Genomic DNA, 12,983 nt, shown 5'->3' on the forward strand with positions numbered 1-12,983 from the left:
GGAATCAATCCCAGCAACCAAATTTATAGATTTAACAATAGCACTCAAAGATTTCAACAAATACAAGGAGTTCTGACACAGATTTCAGTTGGTGCTGATAGTGCAGTTTGGGGAATCAATCCCAGCAACCTAATTTATCGCCTGGAATATAAGTAGACCGAAATCTTTCTTTTGACCTGCTGTACTAGTGATACTGCTAGGGACTAGTACGAAAATAAAATACCAGCAAGATAAAGCCTGAACATAACTAAAATGAATTCATCACAAATTCATTTTAGTTATGAGTAGTACTTAAGATATCTGATTTTTTCTTTAATTATCAATAAGATTTTTTATTGAAAATCGGTTGACTGGGAACGAATTACTACAATCTTTACTCTGCTTGGTTTTCAGACTTTCTCTTACGTTGAACTCAAGTAATAGCCAAATCATAGTCAAAATAGCCACGAATGCAAGGAAGAGATTTAGCTTTTGAACATCTAAATCTATTAATAACTCTGAAACCCTAGAATTTACGTTGATTATCTCGTTAATTTAAAAAGCCCGTGACGAGGATTGAACTCGTGACCTCACCCTTACCAAGGGTGTGCTCTACCACTGAGCCACACGGGCGAAATATAACTTTGGTTTTTTAGTTGTAAGTTACAATGCTGGGAGTTTTGATGCTTACCCAGCGATTATAACCTATAACTTCGCAAGTGGTGGGCCGGGCTGGATTTGAACCAGCGTAGGCGCTAGCCAACGGATTTACAGTCCGTCTCCATTAACCACTCGGACACCGACCCGATTTGTCTCACGATTAATAATATTAGCACCAAATTTTAAAAATTGCAAGTAGTTAGAAAAAATAATTTGTGGGTAGAGATGCAAAGGAATCACGTCTCTACCTTATGGATAAAAAATATTAGTTACATGCTCATCTTCAGCATTCGTTGCATTGGTCGCAGTGCAGCAAGGCGAATATCCTCTGACATGGTAATTTCGGGAGTGCGATTTTTCATTGTCCAGTAGAGCTTTTCTAAGGTATTTAACCGCATAAACGGACATTCGTTACAAGCACAGTTATTCATCGGCGGTGCAGGAATAAAACGTTTGTCAGGAGCTAGCTTTTGCATTTGGTGAATGATTCCCGGCTCAGTAGCCACGATAAATTCTTTGCTGGGGCTATTTTGACAATAGTTGAGTAAGGCGGCTGTGGAGCCAATAAAGCTGGCGTGACGCAATACACTACTTTCACATTCTGGATGTGCGATCGCCTCTGCTTCTGGGTGGGCAATTTTCAACTGGACAATTTTCTTTTCCGAAAAGGTTTCATGGACAACACAGCTACCTTGCCATAGCACCAAATCTCGTCCAGTTTGTTCCATCACATACCGCCCCAAATTTCGATCTGGGGCAAAAATAATCGGCTGTTCTTTTGGTATCTGTTCTACAATTTTCACAGCATTGGAACTGGTGCAAATAATATCGCTCATTGCCTTGATATCAGCAGAACAGTTGATGTAAGATACCACTAGATGATCTGGATGCGCTGCCTTAAAAGCTGCAAACGCCTCTGGTGGGCAACTGTCGGCTAAAGAACAACCAGCCTTCAAATCTGGTAAAAGTACTAATTTATCGGGATTAAGTATCTTTGCTGTTTCTGCCATGAAGTGAACACCAGCAAAGACAATTACATCCGCATTGGTTTTTTCGGCGGCTTTCGCTAGTTGTAATGAATCCCCAATAAAGTCGGCAATATCTTGAATATCTGGCTCTTGATAATAATGCGCCAGGATAACGGCGTTGAGTTCTTTTTTGAGACTCTCAATGGCGGCAAACAATAAGAGTGGTAGTTCACCCGGTTGGGTTTTTTCTCGTTGAGCTAATGCAGTGGTAAACACAGTTTAGGGGTGCTTTATGTTGCAAATGTATGTCCTGTGGATTCAATTATAGTAGTTTTTACCAAAAATAGTGGACGGTTGATATTTTGGGGTTGTGTCCAAATCGGGCTGAGTTTCATATCCTGGAGATAGACGGCAAGGAAAGTGGCATGACCAGTCAGAAAACTCAATCGATAAACCTGAAAATTGCTGTAGTTGGAGATATTCACGACCAATGGGAAGTGGAAGATGGCGTTGCACTCAAGCATTTGGGTGTTGACTTAGTGCTGTTTGTCGGGGATTTTGGCAACGAGTCGGTGGAAATCGTCAGAGCGATCGCATCTCTCGATATTCCCAAAGCAGCCGTGATGGGCAACCACGATGCCTGGTACACCGCCACCGAATGGGGACGCAAAAAGGCTCCTTATGACCGCTCTAAGGAAGACTGGGTACAGGAACAACTCGACTTATTAGGTTTGTCCCATGTCGGTTACGGTAAGTTGGATTTTCCCGCTTGGAATTTAACTGTAGTAGGGGGTCGTCCCTTTACCTGGGGTGGACCAGAGTGGAAATTCGCCCAAATCTGTAAAGAACGTTACGGTGTGACGAGTTTGGAAGAATCCGCCGATCGCATTTTCAAAGCAGTTAAAAGCGCCGCTTATGAGACAATTATATTTTTGGGTCACAATGGGCCTAGTGGGTTAGGCGATCGCCCCGAAGACCCCTGCGGCAAAGACTGGCACCCAATTGGCGGCGATTTTGGCGATCCAGATTTGGGCGAGGCGATTTCTCAAGCCTTGACTGCTGGTAAAACTATTCCTCTGGTGACATTTGGTCACATGCACCGAGATTTACGCCATACCAAGAAGGTGCAACGCAAGCCCATCTTTAGAAGTCCAGAGGGGACAATTTATTTAAATGCGGCTAGTGTCCCCAGGATTGTGGAAAATGACAGCGAGAAGTTGCGTAATTTTTCCATTGTCACCCTAGAGGCGGGTGTGGTTTCGCAAGTTTCCCTAGTTTGGGTGGGGAATGACTTTCAGGTGGCTAAGGAGGAAATTTTGTATGAGCGTTCACGTAGTGTGTCGTAGACATTCGCATCCAGTAGTGCAATCTGCGTAGATGATAGGGTATAGTATTATCTGTCAGCTTTAGTGCTAACTAACAAAAGCGCCTGAATAGGGTCTGAAAGTAGGGTATGCACAAGTTTGACAGATTTACTGGAGAGGTGGCAGAGTGGTCGATTGCGTCCGACTTGAAATCGGATGAGGCTAAAACCTCCGGGAGTTCGAATCTCCCCCTCTCCGTTGAAGGAATGTTGTTATCAAGTACTACACCTATTTTGCATCTACAATATATCCAACTTGATGCACAAACAGTATTTGATTGACTACTATGAAAAATCTAAATATTAAAGAAGAAGCCCACAAATTGATTGACAAGTTGCCAGAAAATTCCACATGGGATGATTTGATGTACCAAATTTATGTTCGGCAAACTGTTGAAGCTAGACTAATGCATAGGAAAGCTAGTAATGTTATTTCTGTACAAGAAGTACGGAAAAAATTTGGATTACCAATACCTATCTATAAGCTTTTCAACTTTTTGTCTCTCACAAATGATTAAGTAGGGCTATATTAACTCTTGACTATTGAGCCTTGACTGATAAATAGTGCAATTTTGGGGACGGAGAGATTTGACCAACGCCCCCAATTCACATCTGTATTTTAAACTAGAGTCCGAATACCCTCAAAATACTAAATATAACACCTAGAGGACCAGCTATGGTGTTTGCGGTATCACCAGTCTTAGCTATGCCAGATCGGTTGACTACCACAACATCGTTATTGCGGAGTATGGGATTAGTTTGCTCATTAATCCCAGAGGAGAAATCCATTTTTACTATACGTTTAGTGACAGAACCATTAGGGTTGAGGCGAATCAAATCAACAGAATCACTACTAGCTCTGGCATCATTAAATCCTCCAGCAGCGAGTATAGCTTGATTTAAAGAGCTATTCGGCTGAACGTCTGTTAACCCTGGTTTTTTAACTTCGCCTACTACACCAACTTGAATGCGTGAAGGAGATAAAGTAGTGGTAGCTAATTGAGTGGCTTCTGCGGGGTTGATTTCAGTTGCTGTCGGAATAACAATCGTATCTCCGTCTTGCACGATAATATCTTGATTGGCGTCACCACTCTGCAATAATTGCCAAAGATTGATATCTATAGCTTGTTGTGAGCCGGTTCTTGTAGGTCGGCGTAGCTTGAGATTACGAATATCAGCCTGTGCTGTAATTCCCCCAGCTAGTTGGATTACCCGCGTCACATTTGGTAGACCGGAGGGAGAAGCAGTGCCACTATTAGTAGTTGCGCCCCCCCCCTGTGCATCTGTGTTACCTGAGGTAACAAGATACGAACCGGGACGGTTAACTTCACCGATAATTGTTACCGTGCGGGGTGTGGTTTGGCTGGCAGCAAAGTTAGATGCAAATATATTGCGGGATTCTGCTACGTTGAAGTTGGTTGCAGTTGGCACAACTATAGTGTCTCCATCCCGCAAGGTAATATCTTGTGATAGCCTGCCTGTTTGGATGAGTTCCTTCAAATTGACGGTGACGGTTTGCTCTGAAGAGCGTCCTATTTTACGCCTTAATTGAACTTGACTCACATCCGCAGCCAAGGTTACCCCCTGTGCTGTTGTCAATGCGGCTAATACAGTGGGGTATTGTACGCCTGGATTGTCTCCCGCGCCTCCGCTCAAGCTGAGAGTGTAAGCTCCTGGACGTGTCACTTCTCCAGCAACGAAAACATTGATGGGACGAGGCGATAACAAATTGACTGAAATCAAGGGACGTTTGAGGAAGCGAGCATATCTTCTAGAAATTTCGTCAGCAGCCTGTTCAGGTGTTAGACCGAGGACTGGCACACTGCCAATTAAAGGTAAGTTGATTGCTCCACCTGGGGGAATTTGATATTCACCTGTATATTCAGGTACTTCAAATACATTTACACGGATGCGATCGCCGCCTCCTAATGAATAATTAGTATCTAATTGTGTTGCTGTTGCTCGTGGTACTGGTTGTCCCTGAGCTAGACTGGCAAATGCCACAACGGCATTGACAGCAGTTAACAAAGCCACACCGACAACTGGCTGAGTGAGGAATTTAAAGAAACTTGTATTAAGCATATTTACCTGAGACTCTGAAACTACAATCAATAATGTACTGTCTAAACATTTTTATTTGGACTAGACCTAAGTATTCAAGTTCCCCGACACTCTTATTTTCCTCGAAAAGTGTCGTTCTCCGGAGGAAATTTGTTGATTGAATTTGAATTTTTAGTGAAGTTAATTTAAAGTTAAGCAAACTTGAATATAAGAATTATCAAAATTATTAGAAATTAGGCAATTAAGGGCAGTTTATCCAATAAATTTTTTGTTAACCAATAAGGCACTGACAAATAATTTTTTTTGTAAAAGTCAAGTTTACAACATTTTAGTGCGATTTAAAACCTACTAGAACTTCCAAAACTGTGAACAAGTTCATCAAATAAATACAAATAACCTTAAAAATAGATCGAAACTTGATTTTTTATGGGTTGCCTTGAGAAGGATCAACTCAAAAAGGCAGATTTTTTGGGTTTTGTTGCTCAAGACAGCCCAAAATTTACTATTTACCAACAAGATTAATTAAGCGAGTTATTTTTGCTTTGGATTTGTTGAATAAAAAACTCTTCTAGAGAGTAACGCGACAAGTTCATGGCAATAATTTTACCTTCCATAAGACGAAGACTGGCGAGAAAATCATAGTAATCGTCTTGTAGTGTACCTTGCCAGGAACCATCAGGGTCAAATCTGAGAGTGGGTATCCATTTTTTTAGAATTTCCCAGTCACCACCTTGACCTTTGACGTGATATGTGTTGTTTTTGCCTAAAAGTTCATTGAGGGAACCAGAGCAAATTAATTCACCTTGAGCGAGGATGGCAATGCGATCGCAAATCTGTTCTACTTCACTAAGAACGTGGCTGTTAAAAAAAATCGTTTTACCAGCAGCTTTTAGCGCCAGGATAATTTCCCGCATTTGGTAGCGTCCTACAGGATCAAGACCAGACATCGGTTCATCCAAAAAAACCAAATCTGGCTCGTTAATTAACGCCTGTGCCATACCAACACGCTGTAGCATTCCTTTAGAATAGCGGCGCAGCAGCTTTTTGCGGGCATCGGCTTGGGATAAACCTACTAATGAGAGCAGTTGGGGAATGCGTTGGCGTTGGACACTTTGGGGAATTTGGAATAGTCCGGCGGCTAGCTGCAAAAATTCCCAGCCAGTGAGATAGTCATACAAATAGGGATTTTCCGGCAGATAGCCGATATGTTGCTTGATAGTGCGATCGCCTATTGGCTTACCCAATAATAATCCCCGTCCAGAGCTAGGGCGAATAATTCCCAGCAACAATTTTAAAAGGGTGGTTTTACCAGCACCGTTTGGCCCCAGCAACCCAAAGGTTTCGCCTTTATAAACTGTTAAAGAACAGTTTTTGAGAGATACGACTTTTTGATTTAGCCAAAAACCAGTGCGATAGACTTTTCGCAACTCAGAAGTCAGGACTACTGGCGGAGTGTCTGCCGTATTAAGTTGAGAATCAGGGTCATCTGCAACAGACTTCATCTCGGTTCAATTACTAATTACCAGCTTGGCACTAATTACAAGTTACCCGATAGGCTGATAATAACCATCACTAACCTGTGTGTCAATTATCGCAAACAGAGTAGCTGAATTAACACTAAAAATATTAGTTCTGGCAAGTAATTCTGGCTAGCTTTACAAAACCCCTTTAGAACTGGGAATTAAACCAGCACGACGGGGGTCGATTTCCACCGCCAGCCGGGTTGCCCTTGCAAATGCCTTAAATGTAGCTTCGATAATGTGATGGGAATTAATGCCATCTAGTTGCCGAATGTGCAGTGTCATTTGGCTATGGTTCACCAGTGCCACAAAGAATTCGCGCACGAGTTGGGTGTCATAGGTTCCTACGCGCTGGGTAGGAATTTGTAAGCCGTAACTGAGGTGAGGGCGTCCAGAAAAGTCTAGCGCTACCTGAACTAAGGCTTCATCCAGTGGCGCAAGAAAATTACCAAACCGGACAATGCCTTTTCTGTCGCCTAGTGCTTGGTTAAAGGCTTGTCCCAAGGTAATACCTACATCTTCGTTGGTGTGATGGTCATCAATTTCCCAGTCTCCCTTAGCTTGGACATCTATATCAATCAGCCCGTGGGAGGCAATTTGATGCAACATGTGATCTAAAAACGGAACGCCTGTTGCTGCTGTGCAACTTCCTCTACCATCCAGGTTGATGGTAACTTGCACATTGGTTTCGCCAGTGGTGCGTTGAACAGTGGCAATCCGAGGGGTTTTAGTTGACTGGTCGTAGTTTGAATTAAGTTGGCGATTGGTTGTTTGCATAGGGAGTGGAAAGAGTTAGGAGTTAGGAGTTAAGAGTTATGAATTTTTAACTCATAATTCCTAACTTTATCGCGTCACATTCCCATAATTTCATATCCTGCATCTACATATAGAACTTGTCCGGTAATACCGCTAGACAAATCACTACATAAGAAAGCGGCAGCGTTACCCACTTCTAGCTGAGTGACGGTGCGTCGTAGGGGAGCTACTTCTTCTACATGATGAATCATATCCAAAATACCACCTACTGCTGAAGATGCCAAAGTGCGGATAGGGCCTGCGGAGATGGCATTGACGCGGATATTTTGTGGTCCTAGTTCAGCAGCCAAGTAACGCACACTCATTTCTAAGCCAGCTTTGGCAACTCCCATAACGTTGTAATTAGGGATTGCTCTGACACCGCCTAAATATGTCAAAGTTACGATACTACCTCCCTCGCTCATCAAAGGTTTAGCTGCACCACTTAACTGCACCAGCGAGTAGGTACTAATTTCTAAGGCGGTGTTGAAGCCAGAACGAGAGGTTTGGCTAAAATCTCCAGTCAAATCATCTTTGCTGGCAAAGGCAAGACAATGGATGAGGATGTCTAGCTTCCCCCACTGTTGGCGGATTGTCTCAAAGGTTGATTGAATCTGTTCATCATTTTGGACATTACAGGGAAGAAATAAGCTGGGGTTGAGGGGTTCTACCAATTCCGCAACTTTTTTCTCCATCTTGCCGCGTTCATCGGGCAGGTAGGTAATACCCAGGTTTGCTCCGGCTTTATGCAACTGTTGGGCTATGCCCCAAGCGATCGAGCGGTTATTGGCAATACCTGTAACAAGAGCATTTTTTCCAGTCAGATTTAGCATATAAATTGTTAATGCGATCGATCATCTAGGAGCATACTAGAATCTGAGGCACGTTTTGTCTTTCTTTTATACAGGATTTGCAAAAATGAATATTGGTAAGAGTGTTTGCTGCGTGTAAAAATCTTGATTTTTCCTAAAGATATTCCCAAAATAACTTTATTTGTTCTTTAAAAAACCCTTTTGAATACAGCTATTGGAAGTACTTATCAACAAGTTGTAGCTGAAAGGATCAACAATTATGTATCATTATAAACAAACAGTTATGAAGAGATTAGTTTGAGTATAGGAAAGTACAGAAAGGTTGACGGTGCTTTATTCATTTTTCGGGTGTATTCTTAGGTAATCAGTTTTTGTTTTTCCGGCATTGGGTAGGGGAAGGGAGATGATCGTGACACAAGATAAAGCCCTAGCAAATGTATTTCGTCAGATGGCGACCGGGGCGTTTCCGCCAGTTGTGGAAACGTTTGAACGCAATAAAACGATCTTTTTTCCTGGCGATCCTGCCGAACGAGTTTATTTTCTTTTGAAAGGTGCTGTTAAACTTTCCAGGGTGTACGAGGCAGGAGAGGAAATAACGGTAGCGTTGCTGCGGGAAAATAGTGTTTTTGGTGTATTGTCATTGCTGACGGGAAATAAGTCGGATCGGTTTTATCATGCGGTTGCATTTACGCCTGCGGAATTACTGTCAGCACCAATTGAACAGGTAGAGCAAGCACTCAAGGAAAATCCAGAATTATCAATGTTAATGCTGCGAGGTCTATCTTCGCGCATTTTACAAACAGAGATGATGATTGAAACTCTCGCTCACCGAGATATGGGTTCTAGGTTGGTGAGTTTTTTGCTAATTCTTTGTCGGGATTTTGGAGTTCCTTGTGCAGATGGGATCACAATTGATTTGAAATTATCTCATCAAGCGATCGCAGAAGCAATTGGTTCAACTCGTGTTACTGTTACTAGGCTACTAGGGGATTTGCGGGAAAAAAAGATGATTTCTATTCACAAAAAGAAGATTACTGTGCATAAACCTGTTACCTTAAGTAGGCAATTCACATAAAATCAATTGGAGAAAGGGGAATCGGCGCGTGTTCTATTTTGTTTGAAAAATGACACTAATAGCTAGAGGTAAATCTAAAATTGAGTATTTTCAGCTATTGCCAATTTCCACTTCTTTCCAGACAATGCTTAAAAGTAGTAGGCTGTATCTGGAAGGATTTCGGTAGCTAAAGATGACCACCGGATACATCCTCATCGCAGCAATTTTAATTCTGGGAGGCGTAATTGCCACCGTGGGCGATCGCATCGGCACACGAGTTGGCAAAGCCCGCCTCTCACTTTTTAACCTTCGTCCAAAAAATACTGCTGTACTAGTAACTATTTTTACGGGTGGTTTGATTTCAGCATCAACTTTAGGAATTTTATTCGCTGCCGACGAAGGCTTGCGAAAGGGAGTCTTTGAATTAGAAGATATTCAAACAGACCTCAGACAGAAGCGGGAACAGCTAAAAACCGCAGAAACTCAAAAAAGTCAGGTAGAGAGTGAGCTAAACCAAGCAAGAATTGCTCAAACAAAAGCACAACAAGATTTACAGGTAATTAATCAATATTTGCAGGCGGCCAATGCCAAACAACGCCAAACACAAGCTCAGTTGAACCGCACCATTAGTCAACAGGCTCAAACTCAAACTCAACTCCAACGCACTCAAGGGCAGCTAGAACAGGTTGTACCTCAGTACCAAAAAGCTATAGCTGAATTGCAAAGCGTTTACAATCAGAGAAAGGAGCTACAGGCGGCAGTTGAATTACTGAAGACAGAACGTCAACGACTGTACGCTGAAGCTAAAAAAGCTATTAACCAAGCCAAAACAGCGATTGAAAAACGCGATCGCGAACTTGCCAATCGCCAAGAAGGCATAGAAGCACGCGATCAAAAAATCTCCCAACTCGATCAATTGATTCAAAAGCGTAATCTAGAAGTAGCAGCGCGAGAGCAAGTGATTGCCACACGGGAATCGCGCCTCAAAGAATTGGAAGCACAACAAGAGCAACTAGAGATGGAAGTTGCCAGGTTGGAAAAATATTATCAGTCTTACCGCGACCTACGTCTAGGTAAGCTAGCCTTAGTTCGCGGTCAAGTTCTGGCTGCTGCTGTAATTCGTGTTACCCAACCTGCTGCTGCTCGTCAGGCAGTGGTACAACTTTTACAACAAGCCAATCGCAACGCTAATGTCGAATTAAGTGAACCTGGGGCAAATCCTGCAAATGTCGAGCTACTGCGCGTAACTCAGGATAGGATTGACCAATTGAGCAAGCCGATTGGCGATGGTCAAGAATACGTGGTGCGAATTTTTTCGGCTGGTAATTACGTCAGGGGAGAAAAGCAGATAGAATTTTTCGCCGATACAGCCCGAAATCAATTGGTTTTTTCGGGAGGCGCAGTACTGGCCACAACAACTGCTGATTCCAAAACCATGACATCCTATCAGTTACAGCAGCGACTAGAAATACTGATTTCTGCTTCCCAATTTCGGGCCCGTAATGCCGGAATTGTCGAAGATGTGCAAGTAGAGGGGACTTTTTTACGCTTTGTCAGCCAATTAAGACAGTATAATCAACCATTGGAAATCAAAGCGATCGCAGCAGAGGACACTTATACAGCCGGCCCATTGAGAGTAAAATTAGTGGCAATAGTCAACGGACAAATTATTTTTAGTACTTAAATATGACTCAAGTCAAAACCTTACAAGTAACCTTCGATAAATTTATCGAGTGGCTACCAGAAAACTCTCTTAGTAACTACGAACTACACGATGGGGTAATTGTCGAGATGCCAAAACCGACTGGGAAGCATTCAATTGTGACTGGTTTTCTCATAGAAGAATTAGTCCTAACCATCATCCAAATGTCTAAGCGGGGTATTTGGACAATTCCCAGAGAATCGATTGTCAAGCCTACCAATGAAAAATCTGGCTATGAGCCGGACATTATTGTTTTAGATCAAGACGTTATAAGTAGCGAACCTCGTTGGGAGCGTGAGTCAATCATTGAGAATGCTATGAGCGTAAAATTGATTGTTGAAGTTGTCAGCACTAATTGGCGTGACGATTATCACAAGAAGCTTGCTGACTATGAGGAAATGGGTATTCCTGAATACTGGATTGTGGACTATGCCGCATTAGGTGGGCGAGGGTTGATTGGCAACCCCAAGCAGCCGACTATCTCTGTCTACCAGTTGATTGAGGGTGAGTATCAAGTTAGCCAGTTTCGGCAAGGTTCGCGCATTCTGTCCCCAACGTTCACAGAGTTGAATTTGACAGCTGACCAAATTTTTCTCTTGGGGAGCAGAGAGTAAAAAGTTCCGATGGCATTGTTTTGGTGGGATGATTGATAAACGGATTGATATACTCCCCCTTCGCTTATATCCCCAGTTGGAAACACGCTTGCTCTACGCATCACGACTCGTAAAATTTTATTAGTAAGATTCAAACATATTGAACAGCAGCCAAAATAGTTGCTGTAATTGCATTTATTCCTAAAATATGCTATGCGAACATTTCTAATTTTTAATTTCTTATGACTTTCCGGGAATTTTCACCAACGCAACCAGTCATATTGGGGTTTGATCCAGGTCGAGATAAGTGTGGTTTAGCGGTGATGGGACTGGATCGGCAATTGTATTATCATCAGGTCGCCTTAGCAAAAGAGGCGATCGCTACCATTGAGACACTGCGTCAAAAGTTTCCGATTTCTTTGATGGTCATGGGCGACCAAACTACAGCCAAGCAGTGGAGACAGCAATTATATCAGGAATTGACAGAGCCGTTGAGTATTATTTTAGTGGATGAGCGCTACACAACCTTAGAAGCCCGCGATCGCTATTGGCAAATGTTCCCACCCAAAGGGCTAATAAAACTATTGCCACAAGGTCTGCGACAGCCACCAAGACCGATAGATGACATTGTTGCCATCCTCTTAATCGAAAGATACTTAAATCGCCTCACTGCTGATTCAGTGAAGAGTTAGGAATTAATATCTTCACAACTCCTAACTCATAACTTTTAACCCAATAGGCTTGGGTTAAGAAAAATACTAAGTTGGGTTTCGCTATTGCTCAACCCAACAAATGGTTGATAATGTTGGATTTCGTTCTTCAACCCAACCTACACCTTAATTACGAATTACGAATTACGAATTACGAATTATTTTAAAGTTCCGCCCGAATAGTAAAAGCATAATCTCCTCCAGGCTCTAGCTGGTAATCTTGTTGCTCCAAAAATCGACCAAGGGGTTCTTTGATTAAGGCGCGGCCTTGGGAAGGCTTGACGGCAAGTTCTCCTCGGCGAAAATGCCACTGGAAATGCCACTCAAACTCACCCGCATTCACTTCGCCTTCAAGGAAGCCGTGTTGCCAGGATTGGCGGGTAATTCTGACATGGGCAATGGTTTCTGGCAGTCGTCTTTTAGCACTCACAACGCTTTATGTCAAGTGTAGAATAACAGCCGATTATGTAGGCTTCTTACTTTTATTTAACAAACATAGCTTAATTAGACAAACTGACAAAGTGAGTATTTATAGTTGACTAGGTTGTGTTAGTGAGCAAAACGACTCCAGTATCCTGAAGTCGCGGGCATAACATAATAAGTTTCTTTAAGAGGATCTTTGAAAAGTCATGATTGATGTGTCAAATGTTATTACCCCACCCTAACCCTCCCCTTATAGAACCCATTTGACATCTAAGAAGGTGCAGCAAGCCTCTTAACCATCAACCGAATAAAACAAAGATTAACCTTGGCAGTCGCATTAGCT

General features: G+C 42.6%; 13 protein-coding genes and 3 tRNA genes. 8 read left to right on the forward strand and 8 right to left on the reverse strand.

The genetic code is table 11. The annotated features are described in order from the left end of the window. Positions 1-3 precede the first annotated feature (3 nt). Positions 4-156: a tectonin domain-containing protein gene (locus V7K32_RS28805; RefSeq protein WP_442938757.1), complete on the forward strand. Its 153-nt coding sequence runs from the start codon at positions 4-6 to the stop codon at positions 154-156. Positions 157-540: 384 nt separating this feature from the next. Here V7K32_RS28805 and V7K32_RS16460 read toward each other — a convergent pair. From V7K32_RS16460 to nadA, 3 genes are all read right to left on the reverse strand, one after another. Beyond that, positions 541-612: transfer RNA gene (locus V7K32_RS16460), tRNA-Thr, on the reverse strand. Between the two features lie 87 nt (positions 613-699). Further along, positions 700-785: transfer RNA gene (locus tag V7K32_RS16465), tRNA-Tyr, on the reverse strand. Between the two features lie 123 nt (positions 786-908). Then, on the reverse strand, positions 909-1,883 hold the full coding sequence (gene nadA, locus V7K32_RS16470) for a quinolinate synthase NadA (RefSeq protein ID WP_334994908.1): 975 nt from the start codon (positions 1,881-1,883) through the stop codon (positions 909-911). 149 nt (positions 1,884-2,032) lie between these two features. Between nadA and V7K32_RS16475 the strand changes: the two genes are divergently transcribed. The 3 genes from V7K32_RS16475 to V7K32_RS16485 all read left to right on the forward strand — a co-directional run bounded on the left by V7K32_RS16475 (position 2,033) and on the right by V7K32_RS16485 (position 3,488). Continuing rightward, a complete protein-coding gene (locus tag V7K32_RS16475; RefSeq protein ID WP_334994909.1) occupies positions 2,033-2,953 on the forward strand; it encodes a TIGR04168 family protein in 921 nt (306 codons plus the stop codon). Between the two features lie 131 nt (positions 2,954-3,084). Continuing rightward, positions 3,085-3,169, forward strand: a tRNA-Ser gene (locus V7K32_RS16480). A gap of 79 nt (positions 3,170-3,248) precedes the next feature. Next, a complete protein-coding gene (locus tag V7K32_RS16485) occupies positions 3,249-3,488 on the forward strand; it encodes a hypothetical protein (protein ID WP_334994910.1) in 240 nt (79 codons plus the stop codon). A gap of 106 nt (positions 3,489-3,594) precedes the next feature. Here the strand turns inward: V7K32_RS16485 and V7K32_RS16490 are convergent, their stop codons facing one another. The 4 genes from V7K32_RS16490 to fabI all read right to left on the reverse strand — a co-directional run bounded on the left by V7K32_RS16490 (position 3,595) and on the right by fabI (position 8,179). Continuing rightward, on the reverse strand, positions 3,595-5,052 hold the full coding sequence (locus V7K32_RS16490; RefSeq protein ID WP_334994911.1) for an SLBB domain-containing protein: 1,458 nt from the start codon (positions 5,050-5,052) through the stop codon (positions 3,595-3,597). Between the two features lie 497 nt (positions 5,053-5,549). Then, the gene (locus tag V7K32_RS16495) at positions 5,550-6,533 is read right to left on the reverse strand and encodes an ABC transporter ATP-binding protein (protein ID WP_334994912.1); all 984 of its coding nucleotides are present in this window, start codon (positions 6,531-6,533) and stop codon (positions 5,550-5,552) included. A 153-nt stretch (positions 6,534-6,686) separates the two neighbouring features. Then, positions 6,687-7,328 (reverse strand): imidazoleglycerol-phosphate dehydratase HisB, encoded by a 642-nt coding sequence (hisB, locus tag V7K32_RS16500; RefSeq protein ID WP_334994913.1) that lies wholly within the window; start codon positions 7,326-7,328, stop codon positions 6,687-6,689. A 74-nt stretch (positions 7,329-7,402) separates the two neighbouring features. Further along, positions 7,403-8,179, reverse strand: a complete 777-nt coding sequence (gene fabI, locus V7K32_RS16505; RefSeq protein ID WP_334994914.1) for an enoyl-ACP reductase FabI — start codon at positions 8,177-8,179, stop codon at positions 7,403-7,405. Positions 8,180-8,561: 382 nt separating this feature from the next. Between fabI and ntcA the strand changes: the two genes are divergently transcribed. From ntcA to V7K32_RS16525, 4 genes are all read left to right on the forward strand, one after another. After that, the gene (gene ntcA, locus V7K32_RS16510) at positions 8,562-9,233 is read left to right on the forward strand and encodes a global nitrogen regulator NtcA (RefSeq protein ID WP_017652326.1); all 672 of its coding nucleotides are present in this window, start codon (positions 8,562-8,564) and stop codon (positions 9,231-9,233) included. A 172-nt stretch (positions 9,234-9,405) separates the two neighbouring features. Continuing rightward, positions 9,406-10,896, forward strand: coding sequence for a DUF3084 domain-containing protein (locus V7K32_RS16515; protein WP_334994915.1), 1,491 nt, complete (start codon positions 9,406-9,408; stop codon positions 10,894-10,896). A gap of 2 nt (positions 10,897-10,898) precedes the next feature. Continuing rightward, positions 10,899-11,528, forward strand: a complete 630-nt coding sequence (locus tag V7K32_RS16520; protein WP_334994916.1) for a Uma2 family endonuclease — start codon at positions 10,899-10,901, stop codon at positions 11,526-11,528. Positions 11,529-11,749: 221 nt separating this feature from the next. Then, on the forward strand, positions 11,750-12,199 hold the full coding sequence (locus tag V7K32_RS16525) for a resolvase (protein WP_334994917.1): 450 nt from the start codon (positions 11,750-11,752) through the stop codon (positions 12,197-12,199). A 181-nt stretch (positions 12,200-12,380) separates the two neighbouring features. Here the strand turns inward: V7K32_RS16525 and V7K32_RS16530 are convergent, their stop codons facing one another. Continuing rightward, entirely contained in the window at positions 12,381-12,647 is a 267-nt protein-coding gene (locus V7K32_RS16530) for a DUF3146 family protein (protein ID WP_334994918.1), read from the reverse strand. Positions 12,648-12,983: the final 336 nt, after the last annotated feature.

Source organism: Nostoc sp. (assembly GCF_036917635.1).
Taxonomy (GTDB): domain Bacteria; phylum Cyanobacteriota; class Cyanobacteriia; order Cyanobacteriales; family Nostocaceae; genus Nostoc.